The 20,308-nt window shown below is 69.8% G+C and carries 18 protein-coding genes; 6 read left to right on the forward strand and 12 right to left on the reverse strand.

What is annotated here, in order from left to right; genetic code table 11:
- The first annotated feature begins 53 nt into the window (after positions 1-53).
- The 3 genes from ACIQBL_RS03200 (at position 54) to ACIQBL_RS03210 (ending at position 1,821) form a co-directional block, all read left to right on the forward strand.
- Positions 54-959: a MarR family transcriptional regulator gene (locus ACIQBL_RS03200; RefSeq protein ID WP_401936110.1), complete on the forward strand. Its 906-nt coding sequence runs from the start codon at positions 54-56 to the stop codon at positions 957-959.
- Positions 960-1,028: 69 nt separating this feature from the next.
- Positions 1,029-1,388 (forward strand): roadblock/LC7 domain-containing protein, encoded by a 360-nt coding sequence (locus tag ACIQBL_RS03205; protein WP_043684600.1) that lies wholly within the window; start codon positions 1,029-1,031, stop codon positions 1,386-1,388.
- 4 nt (positions 1,389-1,392) lie between these two features.
- Positions 1,393-1,821, forward strand: a complete 429-nt coding sequence (locus ACIQBL_RS03210) for a hypothetical protein (RefSeq protein WP_019072752.1) — start codon at positions 1,393-1,395, stop codon at positions 1,819-1,821.
- Positions 1,822-1,850: 29 nt separating this feature from the next.
- Here ACIQBL_RS03210 and ACIQBL_RS03215 read toward each other — a convergent pair whose 3' ends face one another.
- The 5 genes from ACIQBL_RS03215 to ACIQBL_RS03235 form a co-directional block, all read right to left on the reverse strand.
- Positions 1,851-4,157, reverse strand: a complete 2,307-nt coding sequence (locus tag ACIQBL_RS03215) for an ABC transporter permease (protein ID WP_401936112.1) — start codon at positions 4,155-4,157, stop codon at positions 1,851-1,853.
- 65 nt (positions 4,158-4,222) lie between these two features.
- A complete protein-coding gene (locus ACIQBL_RS03220; protein ID WP_401936115.1) occupies positions 4,223-4,915 on the reverse strand; it encodes an ABC transporter ATP-binding protein in 693 nt (230 codons plus the stop codon).
- Positions 4,912-5,436 (reverse strand): PadR family transcriptional regulator, encoded by a 525-nt coding sequence (locus ACIQBL_RS03225; RefSeq protein ID WP_401936118.1) that lies wholly within the window; start codon positions 5,434-5,436, stop codon positions 4,912-4,914. Before ACIQBL_RS03225 ends, ACIQBL_RS03220 begins: the two co-directional genes overlap by 4 nt.
- Positions 5,437-5,577: 141 nt before the next feature.
- On the reverse strand, positions 5,578-5,835 hold the full coding sequence (locus ACIQBL_RS03230; protein ID WP_401936120.1) for a hypothetical protein: 258 nt from the start codon (positions 5,833-5,835) through the stop codon (positions 5,578-5,580).
- A complete protein-coding gene (locus tag ACIQBL_RS03235) occupies positions 5,832-6,758 on the reverse strand; it encodes an SPFH domain-containing protein (protein ID WP_401936123.1) in 927 nt (308 codons plus the stop codon). The genes ACIQBL_RS03230 and ACIQBL_RS03235 overlap by 4 nt, the downstream gene beginning before the upstream one ends.
- Positions 6,759-6,993: 235 nt before the next feature.
- On the opposite strand from ACIQBL_RS03235, the gene ACIQBL_RS03240 reads away from it, so the two are divergent.
- A complete protein-coding gene (locus tag ACIQBL_RS03240; RefSeq protein ID WP_401936125.1) occupies positions 6,994-9,324 on the forward strand; it encodes a transglycosylase domain-containing protein in 2,331 nt (776 codons plus the stop codon).
- A gap of 77 nt (positions 9,325-9,401) precedes the next feature.
- On the opposite strand, the gene ACIQBL_RS03245 is transcribed toward ACIQBL_RS03240, so the two are convergent.
- The 6 genes from ACIQBL_RS03245 to ACIQBL_RS03270 all read right to left on the reverse strand — a co-directional run bounded on the left by ACIQBL_RS03245 (position 9,402) and on the right by ACIQBL_RS03270 (position 17,565).
- Complete coding sequence (locus ACIQBL_RS03245; RefSeq protein WP_401936128.1) at positions 9,402-11,495, reverse strand: SpoIIE family protein phosphatase; 2,094 nt, start codon at positions 11,493-11,495, stop codon at positions 9,402-9,404.
- Between the two features lie 289 nt (positions 11,496-11,784).
- On the reverse strand, positions 11,785-12,477 hold the full coding sequence (locus tag ACIQBL_RS03250) for a DUF402 domain-containing protein (RefSeq protein WP_401936129.1): 693 nt from the start codon (positions 12,475-12,477) through the stop codon (positions 11,785-11,787).
- A 72-nt stretch (positions 12,478-12,549) separates the two neighbouring features.
- Positions 12,550-13,953, reverse strand: coding sequence for a class II fumarate hydratase (locus tag ACIQBL_RS03255; protein WP_401936132.1), 1,404 nt, complete (start codon positions 13,951-13,953; stop codon positions 12,550-12,552).
- A 119-nt stretch (positions 13,954-14,072) separates the two neighbouring features.
- Positions 14,073-14,876 (reverse strand): DUF2690 domain-containing protein, encoded by an 804-nt coding sequence (locus ACIQBL_RS03260; RefSeq protein WP_401936135.1) that lies wholly within the window; start codon positions 14,874-14,876, stop codon positions 14,073-14,075.
- Positions 14,877-15,059: 183 nt separating this feature from the next.
- Positions 15,060-15,590, reverse strand: coding sequence for an SH3 domain-containing protein (locus ACIQBL_RS03265; RefSeq protein ID WP_401936138.1), 531 nt, complete (start codon positions 15,588-15,590; stop codon positions 15,060-15,062).
- A gap of 304 nt (positions 15,591-15,894) precedes the next feature.
- Positions 15,895-17,565: a fumarate hydratase gene (locus ACIQBL_RS03270; RefSeq protein ID WP_401936141.1), complete on the reverse strand. Its 1,671-nt coding sequence runs from the start codon at positions 17,563-17,565 to the stop codon at positions 15,895-15,897.
- A 170-nt stretch (positions 17,566-17,735) separates the two neighbouring features.
- On the opposite strand from ACIQBL_RS03270, the gene ACIQBL_RS03275 reads away from it, so the two are divergent.
- Positions 17,736-18,452 (forward strand): DUF1707 domain-containing protein, encoded by a 717-nt coding sequence (locus tag ACIQBL_RS03275; protein WP_401936144.1) that lies wholly within the window; start codon positions 17,736-17,738, stop codon positions 18,450-18,452.
- Between the two features lie 173 nt (positions 18,453-18,625).
- Positions 18,626-19,000, forward strand: a complete 375-nt coding sequence (locus ACIQBL_RS03280) for a WhiB family transcriptional regulator (RefSeq protein WP_026150672.1) — start codon at positions 18,626-18,628, stop codon at positions 18,998-19,000.
- A gap of 193 nt (positions 19,001-19,193) precedes the next feature.
- Here the strand turns inward: ACIQBL_RS03280 and glpX are convergent, their stop codons facing one another.
- Entirely contained in the window at positions 19,194-20,228 is a 1,035-nt protein-coding gene (glpX, locus tag ACIQBL_RS03285) for a class II fructose-bisphosphatase (protein WP_317883320.1), read from the reverse strand.
- Positions 20,229-20,308 lie beyond the last annotated feature (80 nt).

Raw genomic sequence — 20,308 nt, forward strand, 5'->3', positions numbered from 1 at the left:
TTCACCCCTCAGCGCTACACGTCAGTTGCGTGTACGAAAAGCCTAGGGGAGTGATGTCGGGCATTCGGGATTCCCTCGGCCGGGTCGGTCACGACCTGCTCGCGGCGGCTCTCTCGGCCTGTGGGTGCGAGGAGTTCACCGGGGGACTGCGGGTGTCCGGCAGACCCGGCGGGATCTTCCATCTGCGCGGCGGGCTCGTCGTCGCCGTGGAGAGCCCCGGCGCCCCCGGCCCGGAGGCGCTGCTGCTGCGCTCGGGCCGGATCGGCGGCGAGCAATGGGCCGATCTGGTACGGGAGTCGGGCGGCTCGCGCTGGCCGCTGGCCGGGCTGATCGCCCACGGGTACGCGGGCGCCGCCCAGTTGCGGATTGTCTGTGTGCTGGCCCTCCACGACGCGGCCTTCGCGGTCGCCGCCGGAGACGTCGACGACTGCGAACGCGCCCCGGACGCCCGGCCGTTGGCCCCGGTCGGCCTCGGCGAGCCATCGGCCCGGCTGCTCCAGGACGCGACCCGGAAACTCGCCGCGATCGCCGCGCTGCCGTATCCCGTACGCCCCGACCGGGAACGCCCCCGGCCCCCGGCGCACGCTCTCGACGAGGCCGGACTCGGCTTCCTGCAACGGGAGTTGCTCACCCATGCCGACGGCCGCCGTACCGCCCGCGATCTCGCGTTCCGTACCGGGCGCGGGGTCTACACCGTCACCGCCGAGGTCGCGCGGATGCTCGCCGAGGGGCTGCTGGAGTGCGCCGACACCCCCGTGCCGATCGCGGTCCGGGTGCCGCCCGAGGCGCCTGTCGTACGCCGTCGTGAACCGGCGCCCGCGCCACCGCAGTTCACCGCGCCGACCGCCCTGCCCCGGCGGAATCCGGGTGCCAGCGGCATCACCGAAACTCTCGTCCCCGAAAAGAGCGGGGCGGGTTGGAAAGGGTTCTTCCGGCTGCGGAACGGAACCCCGAAATGAACACGACGGACAAAAGCGATCAGTTTTAGGGGAGTTGAGTAAGTGGATCACAAAGCCCTGACATTGGAAATGCGCACCTTGCGGGAACAGGTGACCGGAATCACCGACACCGCGCTGACGGCGGCCGACGGACTGCTCATCGCGGCCGACACCGCCGACTCGATCGACCCGGAGGCCCTGGCCGCGCTCGCCGCGGCCGGCCTGGGCCTGGCCCGGCGCACCGCCGAGGCCACCGACCGCGGCACGCTGCGCCAGACGGTGACGTACGGCAGTCACGGCTGCGCCGCGACCTACGCCGTCGGCGACACCGCCCTGATGGTGGTGCTCGGCGACGAGGGGATGGACGTGGACCGGCTGCATCTCGCGGCCCGGCCGACGCTCGACCGCATCGAGTCGATCCTCACTGAGAAGGCATCAGAAGGAGTGTGAAGGGATGGCGACGAAACGTATGACCCCAGGATTCTCCGACCAGGTGATGGGCCTGGTCAAAACCCTCCGCACCGACGCCCCCGACTGTGTGGCCTCGGGCGTGGTCGACATGTCCACCGGCATGCTCCTGTCGTACGAGACCATCGACAACCACCCGCCAGAGGTCCTCGACCTGCTGGCGGGTGCGACCCTCGACCTGTTCCAGGGCCGTACGGTCGTGATGATCGAGGACGTCTTCAAGGAGCGTCGCGGGATCACCAGTGACCACCACTTCTTCCAGGAGATCCTCGTCAACAGCGAGAACCTCACCCATCTGTTCGTCCGGATGACCGAGCAGCAGGACGTCGTCGCCGTGGTCGTCTGCCGCAAGTCGGTCAACGTGGGCATGCTCTTCGCCCAAGTACGGCGCGTGGTGCGGGAGTACGGGCTCTGAGACCGGCGGGCGGACGGGTTGCGGACGGGCTACTCCGTGCGCAACCCGTCCGGCCGCATCATCCGCAGCAGCGGCGGCAGGCTGAGCAGGGTCACCGCCAGGACGACCGCCGCACCGATCCCGGACATCGCCAGCACGCTCGACCAGTCGATGCGCACCGAGGTGGCCGTCATCTTCAGCAGCACCGCGCCCAGCGTCAGTCCCACCACGGTGGCCAGGGCCACGCCGAGGCCGATCGGGATCGCCGTCTGCCACAGCACCGACAGGCTCAGCGTGCGCCGCCGGGTACCGAAGGCGACCAGCGCCGACAGCAGCTTCTTGCGCTCGCGCAGCTGCTCCAGCTGCGACACCAGCAGGCTCGCCCCGATGAGGAACAGCACACAGGTGGCGCCGACGAACAGCCCGGTACGGATCGACCTGAACTGCAGCGACTGCCTGGTGGACGTCAACATGAACACGTCCGCCAGCGGGTCCATCCGCGCGGTCGTGTTGCGCACGTAGTCGCCGGCGTCCGCCACCGACGGGTCGAGCGAGACGAAGACGTGCTGGTCCAGGCCCTTCACCGCGTTCGAGGGCAGCGCGCCCGACGTGATCAGCAGACCGTTGCGGGCGTAACCGGTCGGGTCCTCGCGCGGCTGCGCCGTCTTCACGCCCGCGGGCACCTTCCAGGGCGTCGGGGCCACGGTGCTCGGCGACTCGTCGTACGCCGGGTTGAAGTACACCGTGTGGCCCGCCGTGGCCAACTGCTTCGTCCTGTCGTCGTAGTCGCCGTTGACGACCCGGAAGATGTCACCGTCGCGGCAGGACGTCAGGCTCGCCACCTCGCGCAGTTCGGCACAGCTGCCGACGGAGACCTCCAGCTCGTTGTTCGGATTCCTCGCCCGCTCGCCGAAATAGGACTGCGAGATGGCCGACGTGCGGCGCACGCCCTTGGTCCGCGCGAGCAGCTGTCCGGCCTGGGCCAGCGGGGTGCCGCTGCCGACGGTGACCTCCATCTGGGCCCGGTTGACGTCGTTGCCGGTCTCCTTGGTGTAGTCCCCCTCGACGCCGGCGAACAGCATCTGCAGCGCGATCGCCCCGGCCACCGCGACCGCGATGCCGTTGACCATCCGGGCGGCCGTACCACTGCTCAACTGGAGCCTGCGGACGGCGAGTTGCCAGGACACCGAGCCGGAGTTCAGCCGGGCCACCGTCGCCTCGACGATCCAGGGCAGCAGAGCGGTGATGCCGACGAGAAGCAGGACCGTGCCACCGATGACCAGGTACTGGTTGAAGTTCCCGTTGCTGTTGCCCTGCCCGATCATCGGGTAGAGCATCGCGAGGCCGGCCAGCGGCAGCAGCAGCCGCCACCACAGCCGGCGGCGCGGCGGCTTCGCCTTGCGGACCACGCCGAGCGGTTCGATGACGACCCCGCGCAGCGCGAGCAGCGTCACCAGGACGGCCGCGGCGGGCACGGCGACGGCGACGAGCAGGGCGAGCAGGGGCGACGGGTTGAGATCGCTGGAGAACACGCTGATGTCCCGCACGTCCAGCCGGGTCGCCAACTGCCGCCCGATCAGGAAGAACCCGGTGCCGAAGACGAGCCCGAGGAGCGCCCCCGCGAGCGCCTCGCCGCCCGCGATCCGGCGCGCCATCCGCCCGTCCGCCCCGACCAGCCGCAGTGCCGCGAGCCGCCGGTCCCGGCGTTCGCCGCCGAAGCGCACGGCCGCGGCGATGAACACGGCGACCGGCAGCAGCAGCACGACGAAGACGATCAGGATCAGCAGCAGCAGGATCGGGTCGAGCTTGTCCGGCTGGGCGTGGGGGGAGGGCCCGAAGTAGTCGATGCGTTCGATCTGGTTGCTGGAGTGGTGCTGGAGCAGTTCCTTTCCGCCCGCGTAGTAGGCGAGTTCGGCGGGCCCGATGAGCCCGTGCTGCGCGATGGTGCCGGTGATCCGGTAGGGCAGCCGCTCGCGCAGCAGCTTCCCGGAGTCGGACGTGAGGAGCTTCTTCAGCGCGGGGGAGACGATCATCTCGTCCAGCGCGGGGAACTTCGCGACGCCCGGCGGCAGCGGCGCCCTGGCGCCCTCGGGCTCCAGCAGCCGGCCCCGCACGTCCTTGTCGCGGAACGTGGTGTCCGTGTCGGCGACGACGACCGTGTCGTCCGCCTTCGCCAGGTGCTTCCCGCTGTACGTGAAGTCCTGCCGGGCGTTGCCGCGGTCGCTGCGCTGCGACAGCGCGTTCGGCAACGCGGTGGTGAGCAGCAGCAGCGCCACCCCGAGCCCGACCCCGACGGCCGTCAGCCCGGCCCGGACCCAGCCCTCACGCCCGCCGCCGAACGCGAACCGCACCCCCATGGCCAGGTCTCTGGCCCTCCCCCACGCTCGGCTTCGCTCGCGCGGGAGGTGCCCCCATCGCACGTTCATACGATGCGCTCCATGTCCCTGGACTTCCCGTCCCGTACGACGATCTCGCGGTCCGAGTACGCGGCCACCCGCGCCTCGTGCGTGACCAGCACGACGGCCGCGTTCGTCGACCGGGCGGCCTCCGTCAGCAGCTCCATCACCCGCTCGCCGTTGAGCGAGTCGAGCGCGCCGGTCGGCTCGTCGGCGAACAGCACCCGCGGGCTGGTGACCAGCGAACGGGCCACGGCGACGCGCTGCCCCTGACCGCCGGAGACCTCACCGGGCCGCTTCTTCGCGAGGTCGTCGACCTCAAGGCGCTCCATCCACAGGAGCGAGGCGCGCTCGGCCTCCTTGCGGGAGGTGCCGTTCAGCCGCAGCGGCAGCGCCACGTTCTCGACACAGGTCAGCTCGGGCACCAACTGGCCGAACTGGAACACGAACCCGAACTCCGAGCGGCGCAGCGCACTGCGCTGGGCGTCGCTCATCGTCGCCATCTCCTGCCCGTTGTACATGATCGAGCCCGAGTCGGGCGGCACGATCCCGGCGAGACAGTGCAGCAGCGTCGACTTCCCGGACCCGGAGGGCCCCATCACGGCGACGACCTCACCGGGATGGATGGAGAACTCGGCGCCGTCGAGCGCGGTGGTCGGCCCGTAGGCCTTGCGCAGCTCCTGGGCCGCGAGCAGGGAACCAGCGGGATGTGTCGTCACTTGGCAACCACCTCGGCGAGTTTGTCGAGGCGCGCGGCGGTGAGCTCCAGCCACCGCAGGTCGGCCTCCAGATGGAAGAGGGCGTGATCGCAGATCAACTGGTCCGCGAGATCGCCCCTGCGCTTGCGGTCGGTCAGGATCCGCATGCTGCGCAGATGCTCGGAGCGCTGCACATCGAGGATCTCCGCCGCGTCGCGGTGCGTCAGCAGCGCGAGGACGACCTTGGTGTAGAGGGTCGACTGCAGATACGGCTCGGGCTTCTCCGGCGTCGCGAGCCACTTCTGTACGTCGGTGATCCCGGCGTCGGTGATCGCGTACCGCTTGCGCTCGGGACCGCCGCCCGCCTCGATCCCGTCGACCTCGACGAGACCGTTCTTCAGCAGCCGGGACATCGTCGAGTAGACCTGGCCGTAGTGCAGCGGCCGGTCGTGACCGAACTTCTCGTCGAAGGCCCGCTTCAGGTCGTAACCGTGACGCGGGCCGGACTCCAGGAGCCCTAGGAGGGTGTGACCGATGGACATGCGGAGCACTGTACACACGGGGTATACGTCGTGTGTATACGCACGGTGTGTAGCTCGTGGCGGGGGGTGCGGGTGTGCAGGTCGGGGCCGATTGTCACGGTTCTGCTACACGCTGGGATCCTCTGCCGGGGCCGCGCGCCATCAGTCTGTCGGGGGTCTGGGGGCGGAGCCCCCAGGAGGCCGGCCACGACGAGGCAGCGGTCCGGCCTCACCGGGAAGCCGTCCTGCCTCCGCCAACGCCCGCCGCAACAGAAACTCGATCTGCGCGTTCGCGGACCGCAGCTCGTCCCCGGCCCACCGCGCGACCGCCTCGTACACGGACGGGTCCAACCGCAGCAGCACCTGCTTGCGCTGCTGCGGCTGACGCTGAGGGGATGAACCCCCGGAGGGAACCGTCACTGGTACAGGGTCCCCGTGTTCAGCACGGGCTGCGGTGCCCGGTCCCCGCAGAGCACCACCAGCAGGTTGGACACCATCGCCGCCTTGCGCTCGTTGTCCAGCTCCACGATGTCCTGCTCGGTGATCCGGGCCAGCGCGGCCTCGACCATGCCCACCGCGCCGTCCACGATCTGCCGGCGGGCCGCGACGACCGCTCCGGCCTGCTGCCGCTGGAGCATCGCCGAGGCGATCTCGGGCGCGTACGCGAGATGCGTGAACCGGGACTCGATGATCCGGACGCCGGCCGCCTCGACGCGGGCGCTCAGTTCGACGGCGAGCTTCTCGGTGATCTCCTCGGCGTTGCCGCGCAGCGAGAGCCCGCCCTCGTCGTGGGCGTCGTAGGGGTACTCGATGGCGATGTGCCGTACGGCGGTCTCGGTCTGGGTGGCGACGAACTCGGTGTAGTCGTCCACCTCGAAGGTCGCCTGCGCGGTGTCGCGGACCTTCCACACCACGACCGCGGCCAGCTCGATCGGGTTGCCGTAGGCGTCGTTGACCTTGAGGACCGCGGTCTCGTGGTTGCGGACGCGGGTCGAGATCCTCGTACGCGAGGTGAAGGGGTTGACCCAGCGCAGCCCGTCCTGCCGGATCGTCCCCCGGTACCGCCCGAAGAGCTGCACGACCCGCGCCTCGCCGGGCGCCACCGTGTTCAGCCCGCGCATCGCGATGAACGCGGCGAGGAGGACGAGGACGCCCCCGATGACCAGCGCGGCCTTGGCGCCCGACGCGTGGACCGCGCTCGCCCCGACGAGCAGCGCGACGGAGCCGAACAGCCCGATGAGGCCGAGGACGAGCGCGAGCCCGCCGCCGATGCTGTGCGCGGCGAACTCGCGCACGCGCGGGGCGGGCATGTCGGGTACGTCTGCGGGTACTTCGGTGGTCATGATGTTCCCCCATATCGATGTTCTAGCAATCTGATATCAAATTACCCCCTCATGGCAACCCTCGACCCCTCTCGTACGTCGGTTCCATAAGGACGGGTGCTGATTGTCACGTCCGTAATGGACCGGATCGACGACCCTTTGTCACAACTCCTGGTGTTAGCTTTCTGAGCTGACTTGACGGGCGAACCTGTGTGACACCAGAGCACAAGAGAGCGAAGCGGAGCGGAACGGACTCATGGGACGAGCGGAAGAGAGACGAGCGCGCCAACGCGGTGGCCACCGCGCGGCGCCCAAGACCCGCCGCTCGTCGGGGGCGGACACCACGGGTGCCACCGGTGCCACGGGTGGCAAGGAAGCCAAGGACGCCAAGGGCGGCAAGAGCTTCATACGCAGGCTGTTCACCTGGAAGAAGATCCTCGGCGCGTTCCTCGGGTTCTGCCTGCTCGGGATCGGCGCGTTCATCGTGCTCTACATGATGATCAGCATCCCCGCGGGCAACGCCGACGCCAAGCTCCAGAGCAACGTCTACAAGTACAGCGACGGCTCGATCCTGACCCGCAAGGGCACGGTCAACCGCGAGAACGTGGACCTCTCACAGGTGCCCAAGGACGTCCAGGAGACGTTCGTCGCCGCCGAGAACAAGACCTTCTACAAGGACGCCGGCGTCGACCTCAGGGGCACCGCCCGCGGCCTGCTCAACACGCTGTCCGGCAAGGGCGCGCAGGGCGGCTCCACGATCACCCAGCAGTACGTCAAGAACTACTACCTGACGCAGGACCAGACCGTCACGCGCAAGCTGAAGGAAATGGTCATCTCGCTGAAGCTGGACCGCGAGAAGTCCAAGGACTACATCCTCGCCGGGTACATCAACACCAGCTACTACGGCCGCGGCGCCTACGGCATCCAGGCCGCCGCGCAGGCCTACTACCGGGTCGACGCCAAGGACCTCTCGGTCGAGCAGGGCGCCTATCTCGCCGCGCTGCTCCAGGCGCCGAACCAGTACGACTGGGCCATCGCGACCGACACCGGCAAGAAACTGGTACAGGCACGCTGGAACTACGTCCTGGACAACATGGTCGGGCAGGGCTGGCTGAGTTCCACCAAGCGCCAGGCCATGACCTTCCCGACCCCCAAGCCGCCCAAGGCCGAGGCCGGCATGGCGGGCCAGATCGGCTACCTGGTGACCGAGGCCGACGCGGCGCTGGAGAAGCAGCTGATCTCCAGTGGCCAGGCCGCCAACACCAAGGAGGCCGAGGCGCTGGTCAGCGCGGGCGGCTGGACGATCACGCTCAACATCGACAAGAAGAAGCAGGCCCAGCTGGAGAAGTCCGTCAAGTCCCAGCTGACCAGCAAGCTCAACGGCAAGAAGCGCAAGGTCGACGCCAACGTCCAGCCCGGCGCGGTGTCCGTGAACCCCAAGACGGGCGCGGTCGTGGCGATGTACGGCGGCGTGGACTATCTGAAGCACTTCACGAACAACGCGACCCGCACCGACTACCAGCCCGCCTCCACCTTCAAGCCGGTGATCCTGGCCGCGGCCCTGGCCGACCAGGCCAAGACGCAGTCCGGCAAGACGATCACCACCGACACCCGCTACGACGGCACGAGCAAGCGCCCGGTCGTGGGCAGCGACATCGCGTTCGCGCCGCAGAACGAGGACGACCAGAACTACGGCAAGGTCACCGTCCAGACGGCGATGAACAAGTCGATCAACTCCGTCTTCGCGCAGCTCGGTGTCGACGTCGGCATGGACAAGGTGATGAAGACCGCGGGCGAGCTGGGCATGGACACCGGCGACCTGAAGGCCGTACCGGCGCAGACCCTGGGCACCATGGGCGCGAGCCCGATGGAGATGGCCGGCGTCTACGCCACCTTCGACAACCACGGCAGGAAGGTCACCCCGGCGATCATCAAGTCGGTCTCGCACAACACGCGCACGGTCACCATGCCGAACCCGATCGGCGCCCAGGTCATCCCCGTCCAGGCCGCCGACACGGTGACCTCGGTGCTGACCGGTGTGGTCGACGACGGTACGGCGAAGACGTCCGTGCGGGACAACTCCAAGCGTGACGGGCAGCAGGTCGCGGGCAAGACGGGTACGTCCGACAACAACAAGTCGGCCTGGTTCACCGGCTACACGCCCGACCTGGTCACCTCGGTGGGCCTGTTCGGCGAGAAGGCCGGAAGCGGTGCGCAGGTGCCGCTGACCGGCGCCACCGGTCTCATCCCGTACCCGGGCCGTATCAACGGTGGTGGCTACCCGGCGCAGATCTGGGCGACGTACATGTTCGGAGTGACCAAGGCGAACAACAAGTTCGACCTGAACACCGACCAGGGCGCGGCGGTCGAGCCGAGCTACACGCCCTCGCCGACCGCGACGCCGTCGGAGACCCCGTCGAAGACGCCGAAGCCTTCGGAGACACCGTCCGAGACGCCTTCGGAGACGCCTTCGGAGACGCCGTCCCAGACGCCGTCGCAGACACCCATCGAGACGCCGACGACCACTCCGCCGACGACACCGACCGGCAGTATCACCGACCAGCCGCTCGACCAGTTCGGCCAGTAGCCGGGTCACACGAACGAAAGGGCGCCCGGCTTCGTGCCGGGCGCCCTTTCGCCTCACGGACAACTTCTGGACGGGGCCTAACTCCGGTTCAGTTCGAACCAGACCACCTTCCCGGTGCTGAGCCGGGTGGCTCCCCACCGACGGGCCAGTCTGTTGACCAGGTAGAGCCCGCGCCCGCCCTCGTCCGTGGCCCGCGCCTGCCGCAGCCGGGGCAGCTGGGGCACGTCGTCGCCGACCTCGCAGCGCAGCACGTCGGTCCGCAGCAGCCGCAGGGTGACCGGCCGGGAGGCGTATCGCACGGCGTTCGTGACGACCTCGCTGACCAGCAGCTCGACCGAGTCGCTCATGTCCTCCATGCCCCAGCGGGCCAGCGCGCGCCGGGCCAGCCTGCGGGCCTGGCCGGGCGCCGTTTCCTCCGGGTCGAGGAACCAGTACGCCACGTCGCTCGGCGCGATCCCGTCGAAGCGGGCGGCGAGCAGCGCGATGTCGTCGTCCCGGTCGCCCGGGCCGAGCATGTCGAGCACCTCGTCGCACAGGGCTTCCAGGGGCGGCGGATGGTCGGGTCCGGTGAGCTGCGCGACCGCGGCGAGCTTCTCGCGCAGCTGCTCTATCCCGGTCCACACGTCCCGCAGCCGCGACTCGACCAGCCCGTCCGTGTACAGGAGCAGCGTCGCCCCGGCGGGCGCGTCCAGCTCTACGGCCTCGAAGTCCACCCCGCCCACGCCGATCGGGGCGCCGGGCGGTACCCGCAGGACCTCGGCCCGGCCGCCCAGGTGCAGCAGCACCGGCGGCGGGTGTCCCGCGTTGGCGATGGTGATGCGGTGCGCGACCGGGTCGTAGACCGCGTACAGGCAGGTCGCCATGCGGTCGGTGCCCAGGCGCTGGGCCTGTTCGTCGAGGTGGTGCAGGACCTCCTGCGGGGGCAGGTCGAGACCGGCCAACGTCTGTGCGGTGGTGCGGAGTTGGCCCATGATCGCGGCCGAGGTCATGGAGTGGCCCATGACGTCACCGACGACCAGGGCGACGCGGCTGCCGGGCAGCGGGATCGCGTCGTACCAGTCGCCGCCGACGCGGGCCGTCTCGGCGGCGGGCAGATACCGGGACGCCAGCCGCACGCCGGTCGGGCGGGGGAGGGTCTCGGGGAGCATGGTGCGCTGGAGCTCGTCGGCGATGTACGCCTCACGGCCGTAGAGGACCGCCTTGTCGATGCCCAGGGCGCTGTGCGTGGCGAGTTGGGCGGCGACCAGGAGGTCGTCGGCCTCGAACGCCATGCGCTCCGGGCGGCGCAGGAAGAGCGCCGCGCCGATCACCCGGCGCCGGCCGCGCAGCGGGGCGAGGATCGCGCGCTGGCCGGTGGGGACGATCAACTCGCCGCCCTCGCCGAGCAGTTCCGGCAGCGCGGCACGGGCGGCGGGAGAGTCGGCGAACACGGGACGTACGCCGCGCAGCACCTCGTTCAGCGCGCCGCCGGGCCGCACCTCGCACAACTCGGCGGTGACCGCCGACAGTTCGGACGGCTGCTCCGGCTGGATCGCGGGCATGAAGCCGTTCTCCGTGTCCCGCTCCTCCGGGATCCGGTCGGTACGGCGCAGCCGCAGCACGACGGGACCCGTGGGCCGCTCGTCGCCGACCGGCAGCGGGTCGCGCAGATAGACCAGGATCGCGTCCGAGAAGGTCGGCACGGTCGCCCGGCACAGCCCCATCACGATCTCGTCCAGGTCGATGCCGCGGGCGATCCGCCGGGTCGCGGCGCCCACGAAGCGCAGCCGGTCCCCGTCCCGCCGCATCGGCATGGGACCGCCCGGAGGCAGCCCCTGTCCCGTACGGCGCTCCTTGGCGGCGGCGTCGGAGATCTCGCCGCCCGGCTGGGCCGGGATGCCGTCGGGCACGGGACGCGGGCGGTGGGCGTCGGGTTCGGCGGCCGAGGGCTGGGAGTGCTCGGAGCCACCTGCGGTGTCGGGCTTCACAGGGGTACCTGCCGGGTCCTTCCCCTTGGCGCGGGACGTGCTCGTACCCGGCGCCGAGGACGGCTCACCGGTGCGTGCCTGGGCCGGTAAACCGGCGGCACCGGACGGCCTGGGCGGTGGCGTCGAGGTACGCAGAAGCGCCCCACGGGGGTCCGTGGGGTCGGCGCCCTGGGGGCGCTCGAAAGAGGTGGGGTGCTCCGTCACGCGTGTCGAATCCGTCCGTCCGGGACCGCGCGCCGTACGCGCGGATCGTCCCGCCGAAATGCCGATACCCGGAATACATGCCCCAGGAACGGAATTCCCGCGTGGTCAGAGGCTGTTCCTGTGTCACCGGTGGACCGACGGCCCGGACCGGTGTTGCCCTCGTACCCCTCGCTCACGTCCTGCCGCCCCTCGGTGACGTCTGGTCAGTCCCGGTACATGCCCCGGGAGTTGTGCGGTGCCCTTGCGGAGGACGATCCTACGGTTGCGCACCGGGGGCGCATCAAGGGTCTCATGTGGACATGTGCGCGGGGGTGCGGTCCCAGTCCTCCGGAAGTGAAGGTACAGCCCAGGACGGATCCGGGCGCCAGTGCTGCCAACCATCCGAGAACGGCGGACCCCACGCGCGGATCGTCTCCACCGCCGACCAGCCCGCTTTCCGTACCCGCTCGGCGAGTTGGGGATCCATCAGTCCGTCCCGCTGGGCCTGCGCGAACTCGTCCTCGTCGCGCCACTGCCAACTCCGGTCCGGATCAACGGTGATGTCCAGGAAGTGATCCTCCGAGTCGACGCCGCCGTCCCAACGGGCCAGCGGTTCCTCAAGGTTCACGTACCAGTTCTTGAACTGCCATCCGGGCTCCCAGAAAAGCCACACCGACCACGGCTCACCGGGCCGCGCCAGCTTCAGCACACCCGTCCCGAACCAGCGGTCCAACTGCACCGTGCGCGGCTTCGTGTACCGGGTCTCCAACGGCTCCCCGTGCACCGACGTACCGTCCGCGAGCACCGGCTTCACGCACTCGGTGCCGGGCGCCATCCAGACGGCGAGCACCTCCTCGTCGTCCCGGACGACCGTGACGGGGCGGGCGATGTGGAAGCGCTCGCCGGCGTTCTCCCGGTAGCGCCACAGGATCTGACTCCCGGGCGCCCAGAAGGCCGTAGACGTACCCGCTTCCACCGCTCGTACCGCTCCACCGTCTGCCATGGACAGATATTAGGTGCCCCGGGCATACGACGCTGCGGCGCGCGTCACGGTTCTCGCCATGGCGACGATTGGTTACGGACGCGTCATCCGCAGGACATCGAGGGCCTCGTCGAGCTGCGCGACGGTCAGGTCACCGCGCTCCACATAGCCGTTCTCCAGCACGACTTGGCGGATCGTCTTCCGTTCCGCCAGTGCCTTCTTGGCCACCTTGGCGGCCTCTTCGTACCCGATGTACTTGTTCAGCGGGGTGACGACGGACGGCGACGACTCGGCGTACTCCCGTGCGCGCTCCCGGTGCGCGACGATCCCGTCCACGGTCCGGTCGGCGAGCAGCCGCGACACATTGGCGAGCAGCCTGATCGACTCCAGGACATTCTTGGCGATCACCGGCAGCATCACATTGAGCTCGAAGTTGCCCGCGGCCCCGGCGGTGGCGACGGTCGCGTCATTGCCCACGACCTGCGCGGCGACCATGAGCACGGCCTCCGGAATGACCGGATTGACCTTGCCGGGCATGATCGACGACCCCGGCTGCAGATCGGGCAGCGAGATCTCCGACAGCCCGGTGCGCGGCCCGGACGCCATCCACCGCAGATCGTTCGCGATCTTCGTCAGCCCTACGGCGATGGTCCGCAACTGCCCGCTGGTCTCGACGATCCCGTCCCGGGCGCCCTGCGCCTCGAAGTGGTCCCGCGCCTCGGTCAACGGCAGCCCGGTGACCAGGGCGACCTCGGCGATCACGGCGGCGGAGAATCCGGGCGGGGTGTTGATCCCGGTGCCCACGGCGGTACCCCCGAGCGGCAGTTCGGCCAGCCGGGGCAGCGAGGCCTGCAACCGCTCGACGCCGTAGCGCACCTGCGCCGCGTACCCGCCGAACTCCTGCCCCAGCGTCACCGGCGTCGCGTCCATCAGGTGGGTCCGCCCGGACTTCACCACATCGGCGAACTCGACGGACTTGCGCGACAGCGCGCCCGCGAGATGCTCCAGCGCGGGGATCAGGTCGTGGATGACGGCACCGGTGGCCGCGATGTGGATGGAGGAGGGGAAGACGTCGTTGGACGACTGAGAGGCGTTGACATGATCATTGGGATGAACGTCACGCCCGAGCCGCTCGGTCGCGAGGGTGGCGATCACCTCGTTGGTGTTCATGTTGGACGAGGTACCGGACCCGGTCTGGAACACGTCGATGGGAAAGTGCTCGTCCCACTTCCCGTCGGCGACCTCACGGGCCGCCTCCTGCACGGCCTCCGCGATGTCCTTGTCCAGCACGCCCAGGTCGGCGTTCACCTTGGCGGCGGCACCCTTGATCCGGGCCAGCGCCTCGATGTGGGCCCGTTCGATGCGCTGCCCCGAGATCGGGAAGTTCTCCACCGCCCGCTGGGTCTGCGCCCGCCACTTCGCGTCGACCGGAACCCGCACCTCCCCCATCGAATCGTGCTCGATGCGGAACGCGCCCTCTGCCTGACCGTCGGCCATCGCCGATCACCTCCTGTGGGGACAGCATCGCGGACACCTCCCGTGTTCCCACCGCAGCGGAGGGAAACGGAGTGTCCCGAGGCGTTCCGAGGCGTTCCGATGGGTTCCGACGTTCCGGGTCAGCGGTGCGGGCCGGTGCACACCGCCTTCCCGCCCACTTCGGCACACGCCTGAGCCCCGCGCGGATCGGCGGCGGCCAGCATCGGACTGCTGTAACCGTCCGACCGGTGCCCCGGGTACTCGGCGGACAGCTCGTCCTGCCCCGCCCTGATGGAGATCTCCCGCGCTCCCGCGACCCGGGTGCGCACCTCCGACCAGACGGCCGCGCAGGACGGCGAGTACCGCAGCAGCACGACCTGCGCGGCCCGCGCGACGACACTCTCCGTACGGGCGTCCCGGGCACAGGTCCCGGAGGACGGCAGCTCCCCCTGACAGCCGCCGCCACGACAGGAGGCGGCGGCACGCATCTCCGCCCCGGCGTCGTGGTCGAGGACATCGGCGGCACCGGCGGTGACCGCGACGGTGGTGGCCATCGCGGCGAGGGCGACGAGGGCGCGGACGGGGGCGCGCAGCCGACGGGGCGGTACGGACGGGACCGGCATGGGGATCTGGAGGGGGATCGGGGGCTTTGCCGGGGGAGGAACGGGCCCGGACTGCTTCTGGACCGCCGCGTCCCACAGGGCGAGCAGGGCGCGCAGCGCGCCGGGGTCGGTGTGCGCGAGCCGGGCGAGTGCCTCGACGGCCGCGCGGGGCGGGAGTTGGTCGCCGTTCAGATACCGATGCCAGGTCGACTTGCTGAACGGGGTGACGGAGGCCAGCGCGGCCAGGCTGAGCCCGGTCCGCTGCTTGAGGAGGCGGAGCCGTTCCGTCAGGAGCCCTGCGTCGTCGTACGGGCCGGGCAGCGGCTGCCTCTCGACCGTCACGTGGCTTTCCATCCTGCTCCCTCGCCGTACCGGGGTGACCGCGGTGATCTGTTCCCGGGGGCGGTGCCGGGCCACACCCGGATGGCCGGAATATGAAGGGGTGTTGACCTGGCACCACCCGACGGGACGCACTGGGCCGTCCCGTCGGGTGGTGCCGTGGCTCAGCCGAGGGTCAGCCGAGGGTCAGCACCAGCGGACGGCGCTGCGGTCGCGGACGTAGTGCGCGGAGACGTAGCCCTCGTGGTGCGGGAGCTTGTACCAGCGGTGGTTGCCGAAGACGCCGGAACCGCGCGTCTCGCAGACGATGGACAGCGTCCGCCCGACCGGCCGCGTACCGACGACGCGGTAGCCGGTGCCGGGGCCGGAGCGGACGTTCAGACGGGTGTAGTGGTGGGTCGTGACGCGGCCCCAGGTGCGGGCGGCGAGGTGGTGCCGGGTGTGACGCGTCACACGGTGGTATCCGGCGGGCGTCAGGACGTGGCGCCGGGCGTGGGTCGCCGTCCGGTGACGGCATACGTGGGTGGCCGGGTGCTTCCGCACGTGGTGCTTGGGGGCCTTGTGGTGCTTCGGAGCCGCCGGCGGGGTGTTCCAGCCCGGTACGGAGATGCTCGCGGGAGTGGCCGGGGCGGTGGTGGAGGCGACGGCTGTCACGGGGAAGACGGCGACGGCTGCGAGCGCGGCCACGAGGCCGTTGCGCAGAGTGCGTCGGATCATGGGGGGTTCCTCCGAGTCGACCGAGGACCACGGGCTGTGATCCAGTCAGCACGGAGCTTTTCCGGCAAAGCACGCAAAGATGCCGTCCCGCACGTTCCTGGGATGAAGTGGGACGGTTTCCTTCGTCCCGCTCGACATCCCCCAGCCTGTCCGGCGTTTGAGGACGAGGCCCTTTCGGGGCCGATCGGGGGTCCAGGGGGCGGAGCCCCTTGGCGGGGCCGAGGGGGCGGAGCCCCTGGGGACGGGACGGGTAGGGGCGGCGGGGGCGAAGACAATTGCCGCCACCCCCACCGCCCCGAAGCCCCTACGCCAGCCCAGGCCCCCGCACCGGAATCGTCGTGAACGTCGGCGCCGGCGCCGGATCCTGGAAGAAGTCGTTGCCCTTGTCGTCGACGACCACGAACGCCGGGAAGTCCTCGACCTCGATCTTCCAGACCGCCTCCATGCCGAGCTCCTCGTACTCGACGACCTCGACCTTCTTGATGCAGTCCTGGGCGAGCCGCGCCGCAGGCCCACCGATCGACCCGAGGTAGAAGCCGCCGTGCGCGTCACACGCGTCCGTGACCTGCTTGCTCCGGTTCCCCTTGGCGAGCATCACCCTGGACCCGCCCGCCGCCTGGAACTGCTCGACGTACGAGTCCATGCGACCGGCCGTCGTGGGCCCGAAGGACCCGGACGCGTAACCCTCGGGAGTCTTCGCGGGCCCCGCGTAGTACACCGGGTGGTCCTTCAGGTACTGCGGCATCTCCTCGCCCGCGTCGAGCCGCTCCTTGATCTTGGCGTGGGCGATGTCACGCGCCACGACGAGCGGCCCGGAGAGCGAGAGCCGGGTCTTCACGGGGTACTTGGTCAGCTCGGCGAGGATGTCGTCCATGGGCTGGTTGAGGTCGATCCGCACCACGTCCTCCTCACCGGAGTCCAGATGCTCATCGGTGGTCTCGGGCAGGAACCGCGCCGGATCCGTCTCCAACTGCTCCAGGAAGACGCCCTCGGCGGTGATCTTCGCGACGGCCTGCCGGTCGGCCGAGCAGGACACGGCGATGGCGACGGGGCACGAGGCTCCGTGCCGGGGCAGCCGCACCACGCGCACGTCGTGGCAGAAGTACTTGCCGCCGAACTGCGCCCCGATGCCGATCCGCTGCGTCAGCTCGAAGACCTTCTGCTCCAGGTCCTTGTCCCGGAAGCCGTGCCCCAGCTCCGAGCCCTCCGCCGGGATCTCGTCCAGGTAGTGCGCGGAGGCGTACTTCGCGGTCTTCAGCGCGTACTCGGCGCTCGTGCCGCCGACCACGATCGCCAGGTGGTACGGCGGGCAGGCCGCCGTACCCAGCGAACGGATCTTCTCCTCAAGGAACTTCATCATGGAGCCCTCGTTGAGGACCGCCTTCGTCTCCTGGTAGAGGAACGACTTGTTGGCCGAGCCGCCGCCCTTCGCCATGAACAGGAACTTGTAGGCGCCGCCGTCGGTCGCGTACAGCTCGATCTGGGCGGGCAGGTTCGACCCGGTGTTCTTCTCGTCCCACATGGTCAGCGGGGCCATCTGCGAGTACCGCAGATTGAGGTTCAGATAGGCGTCGTAGATGCCCTTGCTGAGCGCCGCCTCGTCCTCACCTTCGGTGAGGACGTTCTGTCCGCGCTTGCCCATGACGATGGCCGTACCGGTGTCCTGGCACATGGGCAGCACACCGGCCGCCGCGATGTTCGCGTTCTTCAGGAGGTCCAGCGCCACGAACTTGTCGTTGTTCGACGCCTCGGGGTCGTCGATGATCCGGCGCAGCTGCGCGAGGTGGGCCGGCCGCAGATAGTGCTGGATGTCGTGGATCGCCTCGGCGGCGAGCTTGCGCAGCGCCTCGGGCTCGACCTTGAGGAACGTCCGCCCGTCGGCCTCGAAGGTGGAGACACCCTCGGAGGTCACCAGCCGGTACGGGGTGGTGTCCTCTCCCATGGGGAGCAGATCGGTGTACGCGAACTCAGGCATTCTCGCCCATTCCTCACTCGACAGACAGCACGGCCGGCCGCCATTGGCAGGCGGTCACCAGCGTAGAACCTGCCACCGACAGCGAGCCTGTGAGGTAAGGCTCAGTTGGCGGCATGCCGGGTTGTCCCCACCCCTAGTCGCGATCTATCGCGTTTGGGTACTCTGCTGTCGTGGACCTTCAGAAGCAGCCCTCGCCCGCGCCCACGGCCCCCCGGCCCGCGCCCGCCGCGACCGCGCTGCGCGCCTCGGACGCCGACCGTGACCGCATCGCCGACATCCTGCGCGATGCCCTGGCCGAGGGGCGCCTGACCGCAGAGGAGCACGCCGAGCGCGTCGAGGGGGTGCTGAGCGCCAAGACGGTCGGCGAGCTGGAGGTCTTCATCCAGGACCTGCCGGCCGCCCACGGACACCGGGCGACGGCGTCGTCGTACAGCCCGGCCCCGAACCGCCCGACGGAGGGCGCGATCCCGGCCGAGGCCGACGGACACGTGGTGGCGGTGTTCAGCACCGCCATGCGCAAGGGCCGCTGGCGCGCGGGCCGCCGTATGCACGCGTACGCCGTGTTCGGCAGCGTCGAGATCGACCTCAGCGAGGCGATCTTCGAGTACCAGCAGGTCGTCATCAAGGCGATCTCGGTGTTCGGCAACGTCGAGATCCGCGTCCCTGAGAACGTGTCGCTGCGCGGCACTGGTGGCGGCATCCTCGGCAACTTCGAGGTGGACACGCTGGATTCACTGGAGCCGGACGCGCCCGTGGTCTATGTCGACGGGTGGGCCGTACTCGGGAACATCGAGGCAAAACCCAAGCGGGGCAAGCTCGTTGCGGACATTCTCGATCGGGTCCAGCGCAAGGTCGACAAGAATTTGCGCAGGCACCTGGACCGTTGACGGATGTGAATCGGGACACATGCGGAGCTGATCGGTCCGTGCCGGTCCGTCCCTGACATCGCGCAGAAGCGCCCGAAAACCAGCGCTTCGGAACTCAGTGCATAGGCGCGCGCACAGCGGGTAGGCCTTGCTGCATCGTCTCTCGCTCGCGAAGCCGTCGTCAGGAGTAGACCGTGCTGCAACCGCCGCATTCGTCCCTGCAGGTAGCTGCTGTTCCGGCTCAGCGGGTGCCTGCGCGAGACAGGGACCAAGACGCTCCATGGCACACCGAAGCGGTGTGCCGGCGCGACGAGGCAGGCCTGTTCTTCGCACCCTCCAAGGAACCCACCGCCGCCCGACTCTCCCGCGAGGACGCCGCCAAACGCGTCTGCGCCCGCTGTCCGGTCATGGTCGAGTGCCGGGAGCACGCCCTTCTGCAACCCGAGCCGTACGGCGTCTGGGGCGGCCTCACCGCCGCCGAACGCCGAGTGGTCCTGGCCAGGCGCCGCCGTCGCGATCTGGAACTCCAGAAGGCCCGCGCGGCGGGCCGCATAGCGGCGGCAGGCTGACCGACGTAGAAGAGGCGCCCCCACCGCACCGGGGGCGCCTCTTTCACACTGGGAGGGGTGCCTTTTCATCGCCGACCAGGGCACTCCCCAAGGGGCGCGGGGCTGTGACATCTGCGGCTCCGCCGCGTGGGCGCGACCAGCCACAGCGCACCTGAAGCCGCCAGCGATCCGCAGAGCCCCTCTCCTGGGCGCGTTACTTGGCCCGATCAAAATCAATCGCGCTGTACGCCCGCAACTTGCTCAACCGGTGCTCCGAGTCGATCCGCCGCACCGTCCCGGACTTCGACCGCATCACGATCGAGTCGGTGGTCGCGGTCTCCGCGCGATACCGCACGCCCCGCAGCAGCTCCCCGTCCGTGATCCCGGTCGCGACGAAGAACACGTTCTCGCCGGACACCAGGTCGTCGGTGGTGAGCACCCGGTCCAGATCGTGCCCCGCGTCCAACGCCCGCTGCCGCTCGGCGTCGTCCTTCGGCCACAACTTGCCCTGGATCACGCCACCCAGGCACTTCACGGCACAGGCCGAGATGATGCCCTCGGGCGTGCCGCCGATACCGAGCAGCAGGTCCACGCCGGTGCCTTCGCGCAGCGCCAGGATCGACCCGGCGACATCGCCGTCGGAGATCAGCTTGATCCGCGCACCGGTCTCCCGGATCTCCTTGATGATCCCGTCGTGCCGCGGCCGGTCCAGGACGACGACGGTGACGTCCTCGGGCGTGACCCGCTTCGCCTTCGCGACCCGGCGGATGTTCACCGAGATCGGGGCCTCGATGTCGACGAACTCGGCGGCCTCGGGCCCGGCGACGAGCTTGTCCATGTAGAAGACCGCGGACGGGTCGAACATCGAACCCCGGTCCGCGGCGGCCAGCACGGCGATCGCGTTCGGCATGCCCTTGGCGTTGAGCGTGGTCCCGTCGATCGGGTCGACGGCGATGTCGCACTCCGGCCCGGTCCCGTCACCGACGCGCTCGCCGTTGAAGAGCATCGGCGCCTCGTCCTTCTCGCCCTCACCGATGACGACGACGCCGTTCATCGAGACGGTGGAGACGAGGGTCCGCATGGCACGCACGGCGGCACCGTCGGCGCCGTTCTTGTCGCCGCGCCCGACCCAGCGGCCCGCGGCCATCGCGGCGGCTTCGGTCACCCGGACGAGTTCCAGGGCGAGGTTGCGGTCGGGGGCCTCGGAGGGGACTTCGAGTTCGGACGGCAGATGATGATGCTCGGTCATCGGAGCGCACCTTTCTGATACGACGACGGCCGGATGAGGGTATGGCCCCGACTCTATCGCCAGGCAGACAAAATGAGCAG

The sequence above is a fragment of the Streptomyces sp. NPDC088350 genome, from assembly GCF_044753545.1.
GTDB lineage: Bacteria > Actinomycetota > Actinomycetes > Streptomycetales > Streptomycetaceae > Streptomyces.

Bases quoted from the DNA above. Each gene is read 5' to 3' on its own strand.
- ACIQBL_RS03200 (WP_401936110.1), top strand. From the start codon at position 54: ATGTCGGGCATTCGGGATTCCCTCGGCCGGGTCGGTCACGACCTGCTC.
- ACIQBL_RS03205 (WP_043684600.1), top strand. From the start codon at position 1,029: ATGCGCACCTTGCGGGAACAGGTGACCGGAATCACCGACACCGCGCTG.
- ACIQBL_RS03210 (WP_019072752.1), top strand. From the start codon at position 1,393: ATGGCGACGAAACGTATGACCCCAGGATTCTCCGACCAGGTGATGGGC.
- ACIQBL_RS03215 (WP_401936112.1), bottom strand. From the start codon at position 4,157: ATGGGGGTGCGGTTCGCGTTCGGCGGCGGGCGTGAGGGCTGGGTCCGG.
- ACIQBL_RS03225 (WP_401936118.1), bottom strand. From the start codon at position 5,436: ATGTCCATCGGTCACACCCTCCTAGGGCTCCTGGAGTCCGGCCCGCGT.
- ACIQBL_RS03235 (WP_401936123.1), bottom strand. From the start codon at position 6,758: ATGACCACCGAAGTACCCGCAGACGTACCCGACATGCCCGCCCCGCGC.
- ACIQBL_RS03240 (WP_401936125.1), top strand. From the start codon at position 6,994: ATGGGACGAGCGGAAGAGAGACGAGCGCGCCAACGCGGTGGCCACCGC.
- ACIQBL_RS03250 (WP_401936129.1), bottom strand. From the start codon at position 12,477: ATGGCAGACGGTGGAGCGGTACGAGCGGTGGAAGCGGGTACGTCTACG.
- ACIQBL_RS03255 (WP_401936132.1), bottom strand. From the start codon at position 13,953: ATGGCCGACGGTCAGGCAGAGGGCGCGTTCCGCATCGAGCACGATTCG.
- ACIQBL_RS03265 (WP_401936138.1), bottom strand. From the start codon at position 15,590: ATGATCCGACGCACTCTGCGCAACGGCCTCGTGGCCGCGCTCGCAGCC.
- ACIQBL_RS03270 (WP_401936141.1), bottom strand. From the start codon at position 17,565: ATGCCTGAGTTCGCGTACACCGATCTGCTCCCCATGGGAGAGGACACC.
- glpX (WP_317883320.1), bottom strand. From the start codon at position 20,228: ATGACCGAGCATCATCATCTGCCGTCCGAACTCGAAGTCCCCTCCGAG.